The organism is Pontibacter sp. LHS1 (assembly GCF_058932855.1).
This window is the reverse complement of the sequence record NZ_JBZYWF010000004.1, coordinates 242,561-258,845: the sequence shown is the minus strand read 5'-3', so window position 1 is coordinate 258,845 and position 16,285 is coordinate 242,561. Positions and strand designations below refer to the sequence as shown.

The 16,285-nt window shown below is 51.2% G+C and carries 16 protein-coding genes; 8 read left to right on the top strand and 8 right to left on the bottom strand.

Annotated elements, in window-relative coordinates:
- Positions 1 to 3 precede the first annotated feature (3 nt).
- Complete coding sequence (locus AC5FXQ_RS10450; RefSeq protein ID WP_493602379.1) at positions 4 to 966, bottom strand: FKBP-type peptidyl-prolyl cis-trans isomerase; 963 nt, start codon at positions 964 to 966, stop codon at positions 4 to 6.
- 29 nt (positions 967 to 995) lie between these two features.
- Complete coding sequence (locus AC5FXQ_RS10445) at positions 996 to 2,012, bottom strand: DHH family phosphoesterase (RefSeq protein ID WP_493602378.1); 1,017 nt, start codon at positions 2,010 to 2,012, stop codon at positions 996 to 998.
- A 260-nt stretch (positions 2,013 to 2,272) separates the two neighbouring features.
- Between AC5FXQ_RS10445 and AC5FXQ_RS10440 the strand changes: the two genes are divergently transcribed.
- The 3 genes from AC5FXQ_RS10440 (at position 2,273) to AC5FXQ_RS10430 (ending at position 3,975) form a co-directional block, all read left to right on the top strand.
- On the top strand, positions 2,273 to 2,692 hold the full coding sequence (locus tag AC5FXQ_RS10440) for a nucleoside-diphosphate kinase (RefSeq protein WP_007654671.1): 420 nt from the start codon (positions 2,273 to 2,275) through the stop codon (positions 2,690 to 2,692).
- 97 nt (positions 2,693 to 2,789) lie between these two features.
- On the top strand, positions 2,790 to 3,380 hold the full coding sequence (locus tag AC5FXQ_RS10435; RefSeq protein WP_493602377.1) for a toxin-antitoxin system YwqK family antitoxin: 591 nt from the start codon (positions 2,790 to 2,792) through the stop codon (positions 3,378 to 3,380).
- A complete protein-coding gene (locus AC5FXQ_RS10430; RefSeq protein ID WP_493602376.1) occupies positions 3,325 to 3,975 on the top strand; it encodes a hypothetical protein in 651 nt (216 codons plus the stop codon). Before AC5FXQ_RS10435 ends, AC5FXQ_RS10430 begins: the two co-directional genes overlap by 56 nt.
- Positions 3,976 to 4,030: 55 nt before the next feature.
- Here AC5FXQ_RS10430 and AC5FXQ_RS10425 read toward each other — a convergent pair whose 3' ends face one another.
- Complete coding sequence (locus AC5FXQ_RS10425; RefSeq protein ID WP_493602375.1) at positions 4,031 to 4,345, bottom strand: LysM peptidoglycan-binding domain-containing protein; 315 nt, start codon at positions 4,343 to 4,345, stop codon at positions 4,031 to 4,033.
- 206 nt (positions 4,346 to 4,551) lie between these two features.
- Between AC5FXQ_RS10425 and AC5FXQ_RS10420 the strand changes: the two genes are divergently transcribed.
- Positions 4,552 to 4,983 carry a lipocalin family protein gene (locus AC5FXQ_RS10420; RefSeq protein ID WP_493602374.1) on the top strand — a complete coding sequence of 144 codons (432 nt, stop codon included), beginning with the start codon at positions 4,552 to 4,554 and terminating at the stop codon, positions 4,981 to 4,983.
- Positions 4,984 to 5,109: 126 nt separating this feature from the next.
- On the opposite strand, the gene AC5FXQ_RS10415 is transcribed toward AC5FXQ_RS10420, so the two are convergent.
- The 3 genes from AC5FXQ_RS10415 to dxs all read right to left on the bottom strand — a co-directional run bounded on the left by AC5FXQ_RS10415 (position 5,110) and on the right by dxs (position 9,386).
- Positions 5,110 to 6,285 (bottom strand): MFS transporter, encoded by a 1,176-nt coding sequence (locus AC5FXQ_RS10415; protein ID WP_493602373.1) that lies wholly within the window; start codon positions 6,283 to 6,285, stop codon positions 5,110 to 5,112.
- Complete coding sequence (locus AC5FXQ_RS10410; protein ID WP_493602372.1) at positions 6,278 to 7,057, bottom strand: alpha/beta fold hydrolase; 780 nt, start codon at positions 7,055 to 7,057, stop codon at positions 6,278 to 6,280. The genes AC5FXQ_RS10415 and AC5FXQ_RS10410 overlap by 8 nt, the downstream gene beginning before the upstream one ends.
- A 412-nt stretch (positions 7,058 to 7,469) precedes the next feature.
- Complete coding sequence (gene dxs / locus AC5FXQ_RS10405; RefSeq protein ID WP_493602371.1) at positions 7,470 to 9,386, bottom strand: 1-deoxy-D-xylulose-5-phosphate synthase; 1,917 nt, start codon at positions 9,384 to 9,386, stop codon at positions 7,470 to 7,472.
- 387 nt (positions 9,387 to 9,773) lie between these two features.
- Between dxs and AC5FXQ_RS10400 the strand changes: the two genes are divergently transcribed.
- The 4 genes from AC5FXQ_RS10400 (at position 9,774) to chrA (ending at position 14,437) form a co-directional block, all read left to right on the top strand.
- Positions 9,774 to 10,544: a segregation and condensation protein A gene (locus AC5FXQ_RS10400; RefSeq protein WP_493602370.1), complete on the top strand. Its 771-nt coding sequence runs from the start codon at positions 9,774 to 9,776 to the stop codon at positions 10,542 to 10,544.
- A 118-nt stretch (positions 10,545 to 10,662) separates the two neighbouring features.
- Entirely contained in the window at positions 10,663 to 11,745 is a 1,083-nt protein-coding gene (locus AC5FXQ_RS10395) for a lysylphosphatidylglycerol synthase transmembrane domain-containing protein (RefSeq protein ID WP_493602369.1), read from the top strand.
- A 68-nt stretch (positions 11,746 to 11,813) separates the two neighbouring features.
- Entirely contained in the window at positions 11,814 to 12,956 is a 1,143-nt protein-coding gene (locus AC5FXQ_RS10390) for an FAD-dependent monooxygenase (protein WP_493602368.1), read from the top strand.
- A gap of 107 nt (positions 12,957 to 13,063) precedes the next feature.
- Positions 13,064 to 14,437, top strand: a complete 1,374-nt coding sequence (gene chrA, locus AC5FXQ_RS10385) for a chromate efflux transporter (protein ID WP_493602367.1) — start codon at positions 13,064 to 13,066, stop codon at positions 14,435 to 14,437.
- On the opposite strand, the gene AC5FXQ_RS10380 is transcribed toward chrA, so the two are convergent.
- Both AC5FXQ_RS10380 and AC5FXQ_RS10375 read right to left on the bottom strand, forming a co-directional pair.
- Positions 14,434 to 14,961, bottom strand: coding sequence for a GNAT family N-acetyltransferase (locus AC5FXQ_RS10380; RefSeq protein ID WP_493602366.1), 528 nt, complete (start codon positions 14,959 to 14,961; stop codon positions 14,434 to 14,436). The genes chrA and AC5FXQ_RS10380 overlap by 4 nt on opposite strands.
- Before the next feature lie 227 nt (positions 14,962 to 15,188).
- On the bottom strand, positions 15,189 to 16,178 hold the full coding sequence (locus AC5FXQ_RS10375) for an aspartate-semialdehyde dehydrogenase (RefSeq protein WP_493602365.1): 990 nt from the start codon (positions 16,176 to 16,178) through the stop codon (positions 15,189 to 15,191).
- Positions 16,179 to 16,285 lie beyond the last annotated feature (107 nt).

Genomic DNA, 16,285 nt, shown 5'->3' with positions numbered 1-16,285 from the left:
AAATTAGTTTTTGATATCAACAAGCTCCACGTCGAAACGCAGGATGGAGTTGGCTGGCATCTGCTCGCCACGTGCCTGCTCGCCGTAAGCCAACGTAGAAGGTACAAGCAGAATCGCTTTGCTGCCTTCGTTCAGCTGCGCAATGCCATCGTCCCAGCCCTGAATCACCTGACCCTGGCCAAGTGGGAATGTGAATGGCTGACCGCCGCTCATCGGGTTGTCATAAGAAGATTCCAGTTCTTTGCCGTCCAGGAAAGATAGCTTATAGTGTACTGATACATTGTCACCGGCTTTGGCTTTCGGGCCTTTGCCAGGCTCTGTTACCACATAGTACACGCCAGCGTCCGTCTTCTGCACATTCTTCAGGCCTTTCTCTTTGATGTACTCCTGAATTTTGGCGTCATCAACTTTGATCTGCTCTTTGGCACGTTCCTGCTGAGCAAGCATCTGCTCCTCAAACATTTTCTGCTGGTCTGCAATCGCCTCTTCCTCAGACTGGATTTTGTCAGCTTTCAGGAAGAACGTGAAATGCGTGCCTGGCTTAATGAACGGAGGCATCGGCTGGTTGAAGGTATTGGCGAAAAGTGAGTCAACGCTGATCTTGAACACGCCACTGTCTCCAGCGCGCATCATGGTCAGGGCGTCTTCAAGGCTACCTTTGAAGGTTGGCTCCATTACCGGCAACATCACCGGCTGGCCCTGCTGGCGTGAGTCGAACAATACAGAGTCGTCAGCAGTGCGGTACGACATGTGCATCGTAATCACCTGACCAAGACGTGCGCCCGTTGTATCGTTCGGGTCGATCTCGCCACGGTTCACATACTCACCGTCTTTTTGCTCATATATCTTATAAGCCAGGCCGTCAGCCGTCGTGCGGAATTCGTCGCTTTTGTTTTTGTCGCCGCAAGATTGCAGCAACATCGCACCGGCTAGTACCGGCAATAAGAACTTTGATTTAAATAGCATGGGTTATAGGTTGGATAAAGTGTTTGTTACTAAACAGAAGCCTGCAGCTGCTCTTTGTATTGTGGCAGCAGGCTTTCAAACCTGGCCACGGTATTTTCGAGGCTGTCTATTGACATGCCGCCGGCTGCATTCTTGTGACCGCCGCCGTTAAAGTGGGCGCGGGCAAACTCGTTGACAGAAAAACTGCCTACCGATCGGAAAGAAATCTTCACAGCCTGCGAACGATCAATGATCACGGCTGCAAAAACGATGCCTTCTATAGAAAGAGCAAAGTTCACCAGGCCTTCCGTATCGCCGGTTTTGGAGTCATATGCTTTCAGCTCGTCGGCTGTAATGGCAATGTAAGCTGTTCTGTACTCAGGAAGCACGACCAGCTTGTCCTTGAGGGCATAACCCAGGAAGCGCAGGCGTAGTTCCGAAGAGCTGTCGTAGATAAGGCGGTGAATATTGGAGGTGTTCACCCCGATGTGTAGCAAATCGGCTATGATCAGGTGCACGTTTTTGGAAGTGCTCGGGTGGCGGAAAGAACCTGTGTCGGTCATGATGCCGGCATAGAGGCACTCGCCTATACCTGTGTCGATCTTGTCGCCGTCGCCCAGGGCCTTGATCAGGTCGTAAACCAGTTCGGCAGTAGCGGCGGCCTGTGGGTTGGAGAAATCCAGGTCAGCGAAATCTTCCGGCTGCAGGTGGTGGTCTATTAGCACCTTGGTGCCTTTCGCCTGACGGATGTACTCGCCCATTTCGTTGATGCGCGACAGGTTAGAAAAGTCAAGGCAGAAGATCATCTGCGACTCTTCGATGATGCGGCGTACCAGGGCGTCGTTTTTCTCAGAGTAAACGAGCACATCATCATTGCCCTCCATCCAATTCAGGAAGTTAGGATAGTCGGAAGGAGTGATCACGGTAACCCGGTGCCCCAGCTTTTTGAGGTAGCCGGCCAGACCCAGTGACGAACCCAACGCGTCGGCGTCCGGTTTGTGGTGTGTGGTGATCATCACCTCTTTAGGTTCTCTCAGGAGCTCTTTGAGAGCATTAATGTCGTGCATAAAGCTTGTTATAAATCCGCTGATTAATAGGGATATAAGGCGCAAATTTCTGTAAAAATAACTTCTAAAGCAATAAAATAGCGTTTTAAGACACCGTAGGCGGACCAGTGAGCAGGAGCAAGGTACTGCCTGCAGGTATAGCCGGGTGTGCATTAACATAAATATTTGCAGAAAGTGTAGCCAAAGTGCTGCTATAATTAAGCTAAATGCGCTAATTTTGCACCTTCAAAACGAAACATATACACATTAACTGAATAGACATGGCTGGAAACATCACATTTACCATGATTAAGCCGGATGCGGTTGCAGATAACAACATCGGTGGCATTACTAAAATGATCGAGGAAGGTGGCTTCCGCATCGTGGCGATGAAAAAGACAAGACTGACTGAGGAGCGTGCCGGTAAGTTTTACGAAGTACACAAGGAGCGTCCTTTCTATGGTGACCTGGTGAAGTACATGTCATCTGGCCCGATCGTAGCCATGATCCTGGAGAAAGACAATGCAGTAGAGGATTTCCGCAAGCTGATCGGCGCTACTAACCCGGCTCAGGCTGAGGAAGGCACGATCCGTAAGGTATACGCCAAGTCTATCGAGGCAAACGCTGTACACGGCTCTGACTCTGATGAGAACGCACAGATCGAAGGCGACTTCTTCTTCTCTGCTGACGAGCGTTTCTAAGCAAATAAAGACTACTTATTGATTTCTCAAAAGCCCGCAGGACTATATGATCTGGCGGGCTTTTTTGATTAAGCTTGCCGCCTGAATTTATTCTTTTATGAAACACGCTATACTTTCTGTTTTCTTTACGCTATGGTTGGGTACGGCCTTCGCGCAGCAAGAAAAGATGATATTCTATAATACGAACTGGCTGATCACTAAGCAGGAGCATGCAGCATTTGCCCGCTCAGTTATGATGCCGGATACAGTAGCCAAACTTCACACTTTGCGAGGTTTCAGCTTTGATGGTGACGTAATTGATTATTATTCAAACGGAAAGGTGCTGGCAAATGGCTTCTACGATAAGGGGGTAAAGAGAGGACACTGGCAGTTCTTCCATTTCGATGGAAAACCGGAGAGCAGTGGTGCTTACGAAAACAATCGTCGTGTAGGAGAGTGGAAGTTCTGGTGGCCAAACGGCCAGTTAATGAACGTGCTGCTGTACGATAGCCTGGGCGTAAAAGTGATGCAGCGTTGGAGCGAAGACGGGAAACAACAGGTCAAAAATGGTAATGGTAAGGTCAGCATTAAACTGGAAGCGGACGAGAAAAGCAAAGCCATGCTGGAGGGAAGTTACCGCAACGGCCTGAAAGATGGGCTTTGGCTCAGAACCAATAAAAAAGGGCAGTCAGAGATTCAGAACCAATAAAAAAGGGCAGTCAGAGATAGAGCAGTTATTCTCTAATGGAGAGCTGGTAAAAGACCAGAAATTCAAGCCAAGTTTAACTTATCTTAATCCGGGTATTGATCGATTTGAAGTAGGGAATGAGCCTTACTACTTGCAAAAAGTAGAGAGGTGGATGGTTGATCCGCAAATATATGCAGGGAATTATCCTGTAGTAGCCAGTGTGATGGGATGGGAAGTAGAAGCTGTGAAAGTTAAATCGAAGCCGGACTACTATAAGGTATATGCTCAACTCGAGGGCAAACCCTTTATATATGAAGAGCATCCAACAACAGCGCCTGAGTTTCCGGGTGGTGATAAGGCTTACCAGAGTTACATGAGCAAATACATCGTTAACCCTTTGAAACTATCAGGGGTTAAATTTGAGAAGGTAGTTTATGTAGACTTTGATATCACGGATGAAGGAAAGGTAGAAAATGTGGTCCTCCCTAAAAGCATTCAGGAAGAAATAGTAAAAGATATTATCACAAAAGGGTTTACGGCTATGCCTGTATGGAAACCGGCGACCCGTAACCTTGAGCCCATTTACACGCGGTATAGGTATCCGCTCAATCTTTAAACAAAACAGCCGGCTTCTGCAGAAACCGGCTGTTTTGTTTTATAGCAAATGTTGCTTAAGTTCTCGGAATTTTGAAGCGCTGTCCCGGACGAATCAGGTCTGGGTTCCCGCCAATAGTATCCTTGTTGGCATCATAAATTTTGTTCCAGGCGTTGGCGTCACCGTAGAGCTTCTTGGCGATCTTGGAGAGGGAGTCGCCGCTTTGTACAGTATACACATCCTGGTTAACGTTGGTATCCGTTACCTGCTGCTCATCTTTGTTTGTGAAAAACTTATGGTCCTCGGACTGGCCGGGCACTTTGTTAACCTGATCAGAGCTCTTCTTGGCAGGTTCCTGCTCTCCTTTTTTGAAAAAATCACGCAATCCCATATTTCTGTTTTTTTGATTTCAGTATTTGTTTTTCAGTCAACTGCGAATGCACAGCTGCTTAATTAGATACGCCAATAGGGGGGCATGGTTGTGGTGCCTGCGTGCTTGGCTTTATCCAAATGGCTTTCATTAACTTTCATATACTTTAGCCGTAATCAATGCACGTCTCCTGCATGAGCAGGCGCAGGTATGTACAACTATAAACTATGAATAAGATGAATGCGACATTGAACAGAGTAAAAACCTACTGGACTTTTATGATGGCCTTTGTGCTGATGGCCTTCATGGCTGGCTGCGGAGGCAACGGCGATAATGCGGGCAATGCCAACATGATATCGGGTGGCAGCAGCAAGACCTGGAAAGCTGACAAAGAGCTCACCGCCTCCGGCGACAAAGACAAACTGACCAGTGAAGAGAAGCAGGAAACGATGCAGTTTTACTCGGACGGGCGCTTTGCCATGGGTGGCGGCGGCTCACTCGAAACCGGCACCTGGACCTACGACCAGGCAGGCAGACGATTGTCGCTAACTTTCGAAGGATCCGACGTGTCGCAGAACTTCACAGTAGAGAAACTGACAGACAAAGAAATGCACCTGGTAGGTGGCGATGGCTCTAAAATGGAGCTGAAAGCTGATTAAGAAATAGAGTAGCAGTATATTTTTGAGCAGGAAAGCCGGTCCAGTATGGGTCGGCCTTTTTGTTAGGCAGGTAAATACAAGGTATAAGCTGCCAAATCAGGTATAGCGGTGGAGTAGCACTGCCTGCTATACCAAGCGTCGCAGCGCAAGCAAGCCTAGTGCAGGTCCGATAGCCAGCAGCGCCAGGGTATGGTGCAGCTGCAACTGCGTGAACAAAAAGTCCGTGAGCTGGATGCTGATCACTGTTATGGCAAAACCGATGGCAACTACAATGGTAAGTGCTGTGCCGACCAGTTGCGGTGGGGCGGTTTGTGCAGTAAGGGCCGAGAACTGCGGCGAATCCCCCGCTACCACGATGCCCCAGAAGAGCAGGAAAGGTATAAGCAGTTGCGGCGCATCCAGCTGCAGCACCACCAGCGACAGCAGACAGCACAGGCCGGAGAGCAGTAGTTGCACAAAAGCCACCCGAGCGCTTCCCCATACCTGCGAAAGGTAGCCACCCCCAATACAGCCTACTGCCCCGGCCGCAATCACGGCGAAGCTGTAAGCCGACACCTCGCCAGGACTAAGTTGAGGAATTGCCAACGCCAGAATCAACGGCGTGAAAGCCCACAAGGTATAGAGCTCCCACATATGGCCGAAGTAGCCAAAAGCGGCCGACCGGAAAGCCCGGTCACGGAAAGCCTGCAGCATGTTGCCGAGCTTGAAGGTGATACCTTTCTTCAGGTATGGCCCGTCAGGTACAAACAGGTATAGGAGCAAGCCGCCTGTAGCTGCCATAGCGCTTACCGCTAACATCACCTGCTGCCAGGGCAGTTCAGCACCCAGTGCCCGGATCAAGTGCGGGAATGCAGTCCCCAGCACCAGCGCCCCAACCAAATATCCAATCGCCTTGCCCAAGCCCGCGTTATACCAGCTGGCTGCTATTTTCATCCCTACCGGATAGATGCCTGCCAATAGGAAGCCGGTGAGCGCCCGAAGCAACAGGACGGCGTAAAGATCTTTCGCGGCAAACACCACCAATGCATTAGCAGCAGCTCCCAGCAAAGCGCACAGCATAAACAGCAGTCGCGGCGATACCCGATCGGCCAGCGAAAGAAAAGCAAATACCAGCGTGCCCGCTATAAAGCCCAACTGCACCGCCGAGGTCAGGAGCGCCAAGGCACCGTCCTGCAACTGCAACGTAGCCTGCAACTCCGGCAGCACCGCATTGCCGGCAAACCAAAGCGAAGTACCCGCAAACTGCGAAAGCACAATAGTAGGAAGAATGCGGGCTGGAGGCGCTGTTAAAACCTCACCCATAAATCGTCTCCGCAAATTTCTCCAGTGCCTTGCGGGTCTCGTAGGTGCGCTCGAACATGCCCATGTGGCCTGTTTTGCCGAGGAAGTAGACCATGCTGTTGTCGGGCAGGTGACATTGTTCTAAGGCTTTGTCCAGCGGCACGGCACCGTCATCTTTGCCGAAGATGAACAGCACTGGGAACTTAGCAGCAGCTAGCACATCGGTTCGGTCCTGGCGGTCGCGCATGGCAGCAAGGCCTTTCGTTACACTCTCCTGGGGCGTCGCAGTGCCAATTTCTTTCATCAGCGCGATTTCCTTCCTGAGCCGGTCGCGGTTTTCGCTGTAGAAGAGCGGTTCTATGAAGGACTGCATGAATTTCTCTACGCCGTGCTTCTCCACAAACTCGATGGTCTTGTTGCGGTTTTCCTTTTTCTCGTCGGTGTCGGGTAGGGCGGAGGAGTGGAAGAGGCAGAGGCCGCTGAGCATGTGGCTATACTTCTCCGCAAAAGCCAGGCTCACGTAGCCGCCCATAGAGTGCCCCACCAGAATACACTTCTTTACACCAAGCTGCTCGAGCTGCTGCTTCACATAGTCAGCCATACCTTCCATGCTGTAGTCGGCTATACTTTGTGTGTTATCGCCGAAGCCGGGCAGGTCCAGTGCGATGGTTCTGAACTTCTGCTGCAGTGGTTTTGCAAAGTCGGTCCAAACGTCCTTGCTTTCGCAGAAGCCGTGCAGGAAAACGAGTGTATCGCCCGAGCCGGTGGAGGTATAGGTGGTGTGTTTTGTCATAGTTTGTGGGGTTCATTTGTACGGAGAGGTCGCGCGACCTGCCCGAATCGTGCATGAATGTATACCTGATTATAAAAGTATATGTTGGAATGCGTATCGCAAAGGATAATTTCTTGTTTCATCGCATAAGCCATATCACGGACAGGTCGTAACCCAATGTTGTCAACTTAAGCCGTATTTGTCATTTCGAACAGCGTGAGAAATCTGAAACATTGCAATAATGCTTAATTAATCCAGATCTCTCCATTCTGTCGAGATGACAGATTGGATACAATGTTATTTAAGTTAACCACATTGGGTCGCGACCTGTTTCTACAGAGGTTTTACCCAAAGCCAAAAACAAAAACCCCGCAGCTCCTGAGGAACTGCGGGGTTTATCTTATCTCTTTGTCAAAAAGTCCTTTGTCAGAGGTTATACCTTCACCGCCACACCGATGATTTCTCTCACAGTATTCTCAATGGCAGTCGGGTCGAAACCGGCGTCGCGGTGCAGCTCCAGCTGTGAACCGTGCTCGAAGATGGTATCAGGTATGCCGAGGCGCTTCACCTGCGAGGTATAGCCGTTGTCGACCATGAACTCCAGCACTGCGCTTCCGAAACCACCCTGCAGGCAGCCGTCTTCCACGGTGATCACTTTGCTATACTTGCTGAAGATGTGGTGCAGCAACTCTTCGTCCAGCGGCTTGCAGTAGCGCATGTCGTAGTGGCCTGGGTTGATGCCTTCGTAGCTCAGTTTCTGGCATACATCCACGGCATAGTTACCGATATGGCCGAAAGTCAGGATCGCAACGTCTTCGCCTTCCTGCACCGTACGGCCTTTACCGATCTGCTGCAGCTCCAGCGGGGTGCGCCAGTTAGGCATAACACCTTCGCCGCGTGGGTAGCGGATTGTGAACGGACCCGCGCCCTCCTGCGAGGCAGTGTACATCATGTTGCGTAGTTCCTGTTCGTTCATAGGGGCAGCTACTACCATGTTCGGGATACAGCGCATGTAGGCGATATCATAGGCGCCGTGGTGTGTCGGGCCGTCAGCACCGGCAAAGCCGGCACGGTCGAGGCAGAACACTACGTGCAGGTTCTGGAGACACACATCGTGCACCACCTGGTCGTAACCGCGCTGCATAAACGTGCTGTAGATGTTGCAGAACGGCACCAAGCCCTGCGTGGCCAGGCCAGCAGAGAACGTCACCGCATGCTGCTCGGCTATACCTACGTCAAACGCGCGGTCCGGCATGGCCTTCATCATGATGTTGAGCGAGCAGCCAGACGGCATCGCAGGCGTTACGCCCATGATCTTGTCGTTCTTTTCAGCCAGCTCCACAATGGTATGGCCAAACACATCCTGGTACTTCGGAGGCTGTGGCGTCTCGTGGTGCTTCTTGTAAATCTCGCCTGTTATCTTGTCGAACAGACCCGGCGCGTGCCATTTAGTCTGGTCTTTTTCGGCCAGGGCAAAGCCTTTGCCTTTGGTAGTGAGTACGTGCAGGATCTTCGGACCAGGTATGCGCTTCAGGTCTTCCATCACCGACACCAAATGGTTGATGTCATGCCCGTCAATCGGGCCGAAGTAGCGGAAGTTCAGGCCTTCGAACAGGTTGCTCTGCTTCGATAGTGTGGCTTTGATGCCGCTCTCGATCTTAGAGGCAATGTGCTGTGCGTTCGGACCGAACTTGCTGATCTTGCCAAGTACATTCCACAGCTCATCACGCAGCTTGTTATAGGTGCGGGAGGTGGTAATGTCAGTTAAATATTCTTTCAGAGCACCTACGTTCGGGTCAATGCTCATGCAGTTGTCGTTGAGGACTACCAACAGATTGGCGTTGGTCGCGCCGCCGTGGTTCAGGGCCTCAAAAGCCATACCGCCCGTCATGGCGCCATCACCGATTACGGCGATGTGGTGACGGTCTTCTTCCTGCTTGTATTGTGAGGCAACAGCCATACCCAGCGCCGCCGAAATGGAGGTGCTCGAGTGGCCTACGCCAAATGTATCGTATTCGCTTTCTTTACGCTTGGGGAAACCGGAGAGTCCACCGTACTTGCGGTTGGTATGGAAGTTGTCACGGCGACCAGTCAGGATCTTGTGCCCGTAGGCCTGGTGGCCCACATCCCATACCAGCTGATCGTAAGGGGTCTGGAATACATAGTGCAGTGCCGTGGTCAGTTCCACCACCCCAAGGCTGGCCCCAAAATGACCGCCGTGGATCGATACCACATCGATGATATATTGCCTTAGCTCCTGACATACCTGTAGCAGCTGCTCTGGCTTGAGGGCGCGGAGGTCGGCAGGCGAGTCAATGGAGGCAAGGAGCTCTCCGGGTTTGATGATCATAGAAATGTCTTTATTATAGACTTCCAACAAATTTTTCCGGCAAAAGTTTTCAAAGCGAAAAATACAATCGGCCGGACAAAACGTAAAGTTAGCAAAATTCAGAACACAAGCTGCTATTTCTCCTCCCTGTCCTGTCAGGGCAGCCAACGGTGGCGTATGGTATAAGAGTGGTAAGTTGCTGTTTATCAATAAGTATTAAAAGATGAGGAACTTAACAGCAATTACGCCGCTTGATAATGCTAAACTTATACAGTTGTAAGTTTATTTTGTTCGGAAATCATGTAGGCGCGGCCTCTATAACGCTGCTGTGGAGCTGCTATTTCATCCGAATAAATTAGTATTTTTGTCCAGCTGCTGCGATCAGCGCATTAACCAAAGGCCAGAGAAGTGAGTTTCGAAATTAAATTACCGTTGTTTGAGGGGCCGTTTGACCTCCTGCTCTTCTTTATTGAGCGTGACGAGCTGGATATCCACGATATTCCTATCTTTCAGATCACCAACGAGTTCATGGGCTACCTCCGGCAGCTGGAGAGCCTGAACATCGAGGTGGCCAGCGACTTTATTTTGACTGCGGCGACGCTCATGCGCATCAAGGCCAAAATGCTGCTGCCCCGTACCGAGAAAGACGAGGAAGGTAACGAGATAGACCCGCGTCAGGAGCTCGTACAGCACCTGTTGGAATACAAGAAATACAAGGCGGTGCTCGGCGACCTTGGCCAAATGGAAGACTTCCGCCTGGCCCAAGAGAACCGCGGCAACATACATGAGGAGCTGCAGCAGATCGCCAACGCCAATCACTTTGAGTACGAACTGCAGGACCTGAGTCTCTACAAACTCATGCGTGTGTTCGATAAAGTGATGCACCGCTTCGAAGAGGAGCAGAACCGTCCGAAGCACACCGTACTGACCTACCCGTATACCATAGAGGAGCAGCGGGATTATATTACCCGTGTGATCGAAGAGAAGAACCAGATAGCTTTTTCAGAGATCATTTCGGCCTTCCCTGACAAGATCGGTATGATTTTCAACTTCCTGGCCATACTCGATATGCTGCAGCTCAACCTGATCGGTATTGAGGTGGGCGATGGATTCAACGACTTCATTATTATCAAAGCCGAGGGACAGGCCGCTCAGGTGACGCAGCTTATCCTTGAGTAGCATTTCCCGGAAATCCTGAAAAAGCCGAACTGTTTCCCCCGAGTTGCCGAATAGTTAAGTAGTTTTGTACGTCAGCCGCTAAGAGCAAGCGCCAAAGAGCTGGGTTACGATAGCCTGCATGGACCAGAACAAAAAGACCATACTTAAGAACTTTAGTCCGATCAAGATCCTGATCCCGGTGCTGCTGGGTTTGGGCGCTACGGCATGGCTGTTCATCAAAGACGACAAGCTCGACGACCTGAAAGGTATAGCCGAAGCCAATTGGTGGTGGCTGGCCGCTGCACTGCTCGTGCTTGTAATCCGTGACCTGGGCTATATGTACCGCATTCGCAGCCTCACCGACAAGTTCCTGACCTGGCGGAACAGTCTCGATGTGATCATGCTCTGGGAGTTTGCCTCTGCCATCACGCCTTCGGTAGTAGGTGGTACCACCATTGCCACTATCGTGCTCAACAAAGAAGGTATACCGCTGGGCAAGTCGCTGGCATACGTGATGCTCACGGCCGTGCTCGACAACATGTTCTTCATCATCGCGGCCCCCATTGCGCTGCTGGCCACGCAGGGTGACGTGTTCCCGGATTTTGGCCTGTCTGCCTCCGATGTAAATGCGCTGAAGACGGCTTTTTACATCAGCTATTCACTTATTGCGGTCTATACCTTCATCATGATCTATGCACTGTTTGTGCGCCCGCGTGCTTTCAAGTGGATTCTGCTGAAGCTGACTGGCTGGAAGCTGTTGCGCAAGTGGCGTATCAATGCTTTCCACCACGGCAACGAGATTGTATGGGCCTCGCAACAGCTACGTGGCAAAGACTTTAACTACTGGGCCCGCGCCGTTATTTCAACCATCTTTGTGTGGAGTGCCCGCTATTTCCTGCTTAACTGCCTGATCGCAGCCTTTACCGATGTGACCTTTGCCGAGCACATGCTGATCATTTCCCGCAACCTGATCTTCTGGATCGTGATGTTGGTTGCCATTACGCCGGGCGGTGCAGGTATCGTCGAGATGGCCTTCCCAAGCTTCTTCGGCTTGTTCCTGGGCCGTTTCAGCAACATTGTGGTGGTGCTTTACCGTCTTATTACCTACTACCCATACCTGGTGCTCGGCTCTATCTTCCTGCCGAAATGGGTGGCCAAGGTGTTCGGGCGCTCTTCGGTAGAAGAGGAAGAGGTAAGCTATCACGACGCCTCTGCCAAGTAGGTCTTGCCGGATCAAACAAGCCACTTTTCCTGTTCTGTCAGTATAAGGTATAGAAAGACATCACCATTATGAAAGCCATTGTAGTTGGAGGCGGAATAGGAGGATTGTGTGCGGCTCTTGCGCTGCAGCAAGCAGGTATAGATACGACCGTATACGAAGCGGCTCCCAGGTTCAGAGGGCTGGGTGCCGGCGTAGGACTGGCCGCCAACGCGATGCAGGGCCTGCAAAGGCTGGGGGTAATGGACGATGTGGTCGCAAGGGGCAAGCAGCTAGATGCGCTGGTAATCTTTGACGAGCACGGTCGTGAGATCAGCAACATGGACACCCGCCGCCTTAGTAACAAGTATGGCATCAACAACTTTGTAATACACCGCGCCGACCTGCACGAGGTGCTGCTGAGTCACCTCCAACCAGATTCTGTGATACTGGGCAAGCGCTGCGAGACTGTGGAGCAGAACGCTGACCAGGTGCAGGTCATGTTCGCCGACGGAAGCCACGCCACAGCCGATCTGCTGATCGCTGCAGACGGTATCAGCTCGGTTGTTCGGCAGCAACTTATACCTGACAGCATTCCGCGCTACGCCGGCTATACCTGCTGGCGTGCCGTTGTCGACAATCCGGGGGTGGAAATCAACAAAATGATATCGGCAGAGACCTGGGCACCGCAGGGGCGGGTAGGTATAGCTCCGCTTCAGGATGACAAGATCTACTGGTACGCCTGCATCAACGCGCCTCAGCGCGACGAGAAGATGCGCCGCATGACACCCGAAAAACTGGCCCGTCACTTCGAAGCGGTGCACTCTCCCGTAGAAGCCGTGCTGGCTTCCACTTCGCAAGAGCAACTCATCTGGAACGACATAGCGGACCTTAAACCGCTGAAGCATTTTGTGTATGGCCGCATCGTGCTGTTAGGCGATGCCGCCCATGCTACGACCCCTAATATGGGGCAGGGCGCCTGTCAGGCCATAGAAGATGCCGTGGTGCTGGCCCAATGCCTGAAGCAGGAGCCTGTATTGGCCAATGCCCTCAAGAAGTACGAAAAACGCCGCAAAGCCCGCACTGCCAAGGTGATCGAGCTGTCACGCAGACTGGGTGAAGTTGCCCACTGGCGTCATCCGTTGTTAGGCAAGCTCCGCAACACCCTCTTCCGCGCCATGCCACGGTTTATCACCCAGCGACAGATGGAGGATCTGTATCGGGTTGATTTTTAAGTTAGGGTAACAGGCAACCGTGTAGACATTGGCCCAGTTACATACTACATGAAATACGGTTAAGAAAAGCGTTTACTTTTCTTACATAATGCATCATATCAACCAGCATGCAAGTCGATCCAAACGCTTCAATTGCTCAGGCCATCGATAAGCCCAGCTTCAGAGAAGCGTTTCTGTTTTGGCTGAAGCTGGGGTTCATTAGTTTTGGAGGGCCGGCAGGTCAGATCGGAATTATGCACGAGTTTGTGGTGGAACAGAAAAAGTGGGTCTCAGACTCCAGGTTTTTGCACTCGCTCAATTATTGTATGCTACTCCCCGGGCCCGAAGCGCAACAGCTGGCCACCTATATTGGCTGGCTGCTGCATGGCGTGCGGGGTGGACTGGCAGCCGGGATTTTATTTGTGCTGCCTTCTGTGTTCATACTGCTGGGGCTGAGCATCGCGTATGTGACCTACGGGAGTATACCTTGGGTCGCGGCTCTGTTTTATGGTTTGAAGCCTGCTGTGGTAGCCATTGTCGCGCTGGCTTTGCTTAAGATTGGCAAGAAGGCGCTTGTTAGCTGGCTGCACTATGTGCTGGCACTGCTCAGTTTTGTGCTCATCTACTTTATCAATGTGCCGTTTCCGTTCATCATCCTGGGAGCCATAGTTGTCGCGGTGCTGGTATTGCGCTACTATCCAGCCGTGCTCCGGCAGCGTGGTTCTGAAGAAAAAAGAGCCGCAGATGAATCCGGCTATTATATCAATGCCACTACTTTACAGCAGGGCAATGCGTTTAACTGGCGCCATACGCTGCTTCAGGTGCTAGGTGCCTTGCTACTCTGGGCAGCACCGTTCGCCGTGTTTAAGCTTGGTTTCCCTGATGCTGCTTTCTGGAATAAGCTCTCCTTGTTTTTCACGCAGGCCGCACTGGTTACCTTTGGAGGTGCCTATGCTGTGCTGCCTTACGTGGCGCAGGTGGCGGTAGAAAAGTTTAACTGGCTCAGCAGCCTGGAGATGATAGACGGGCTGGCACTCGGCGAGACCACGCCGGGCCCACTGATCATGGTGTTGGCATTCGTAGGCTTTATGGCAGGGTATAACCACTTTTCCAGTTCTCTGCTCATGGGTTCGTTGGGGCTCTTTGCGACGACCTACTATACCTTTCTGCCTTGTTTTCTTTTCATACTGGTAGGTGCTCCTATCGTGGAAAGGACCCACAGCAATGCCCATGTAAAGGCGGTGCTGAGTATTGTGACGGCTGCTGTGGTAGGGGTTATTCTCAACCTGACGGTTTATTTCGGCAAGGCTGTGGTTATGACAGATGCAAATGATGCGTGGGGTGTTGATTATTTTAGCCTTGGCTGGATTGTAGTTTCCATTGTAGCGATGTACCGATTTAAAATAGGTATGATTCCCTGGATAGGAGTGAGTGCCTTGGCGGGTTTAGCGATGTACCTGTTTGGTTATTATATGCCAGCCATTTCGGGCCAGTTACCTTAGTCTATTGTTATGTGGCTCTTTGTCAGTTTCCAGTAAATTACTTCATCGTCCCGTACCAGTTCTTCCATACCCAGCTTCTCGAGTATCCGGATAGATGCGGCATTCTCCAGAAGGCAGCTTGCCGTCACGGCTTTTACTGTGGGCTGCCGGAGTGCCCAGTCAACCAGGGCGCTCGCCGTTTCCAGGCCATAGCCCTTCTGGTGCTCCTGCTCAATGATAGAGTAGCCGATGTCAACTATACCTTCCGTATTAGGCGGTCCTTTAAAGCCAGCATCACCTATCACAGTGCTGTTGTGTTTGAGTACAATCATCCAGGATTCAAATCCGGTTGGCTCCGGCACTTTCTCCAGGTGCTTGATGATTTTGGGCAGCGTATCCATGCTTTCCTGATCCGGCCAATAGGGTGTTGCCTGCAACCCGAGATAGGCCAGCACTGCCTTGTCACCAGCATAAAGCGTACGGGCTGCCTCAAGGGTGAAAGGGATAAGGGCGAGCCTAGCGGTGTGGATGGGTTGGATACGCATAAATTGGAAGTATTACTGATAATAAATCAGCTGTATGAATAAAATCTCTGCTGTGGTGGTGGCAAGATGTATTATGCTAAATCAACAATACCGAGCTACTGAATACATGCATTAAAAAGCTAACGCTATGCAATGATATCGATCCTGCTAAATGCAGAAAATAAAAATAGGGACTTCAAAAGTCCCTATTTTTATTTTCTCAGTATATACTACAGGCTCTCTGTTAATTACACCAAGCCCTGCTTCACCAGGTACTCCGCAATCTGCACGGCATTGGTCGCAGCGCCTTTGCGCAGGTTATCGGCCACGATCCACATGTTCAGCGTGCGCGGCTGCGTTTCGTCTAAACGAACACGGCCTACCAGTACTTCGTCTTTGCCGTGGGCATCCTTTGGCATCGGGTACTGCAGGTTTTTCACGTCGTCTACTACTTTCACACCTTCTGTCTCGTTCAGGATGCGGTATACCTCGTCGAGTGTAAAGTCCTTCTCAAACTCCACATTCACCGACTCGGAGTGACCACCCATCACAGGTATACGCACCGCTGTGGCCGTTACGCGGATGGAGTCGTCGCCCATAATCTTCTTCGTTTCGAGGATCATTTTCATCTCCTCTTTGGTATAGCCGTTGTCCTGGAACACGTCGATGTGCGGGAGCACGTTCAGGTCGATGGTATACGGGTAGGCTTTCTCACCTTCTTTGCCTTCACGCTCGTTCATGAGCTGCTCCACCGCCTTCACGCCAGTACCTGTCACTGACTGGTAGGTGCTCACGACAATGCGCTTCGCCTTCAGCTCTTCATGCAGTTTGTTCAGGGCTACCACCATCTGGATGGTAGAGCAATTCGGGTTGGCAATAATCTTATCTTCTTTCGTTAGTTCTTTGGCATTGATCTCGGGCACTACCAGCTTCTTGCCAGGGTCCATGCGCCAGGCCGAAGAGTTGTCCACTACCACCGTGCCTGCTTCGGAAAATTTCGGGGCCCACTCGGTAGAGGTGCTGCCGCCGGCTGAGAAAATCGCAATTTGCGGGGCAGCCGCGATCGCGTCCTGCATCCCGATCACCTTTATCTGTTTACCCTTAAACGCCATCTGTTTACCAACAGATCTTTCAGAAGCAACCAACAATAATTCTGTTACCGGGAAGTCGCGCTCCGCCAGTACTTTCAAAATCTCGCCGCCTACCAATCCGGTGGCGCCTACTACTGCTACTTTCATTGTTTAGGGTATATGTTTAATGTGTTAAGTTCCTCTAACTAACTTATCTGAGTCGCGTAAAAGTTCTAAATCTTTCAAAAGTGGCCGGTTTCCTGACCTCACTGCGT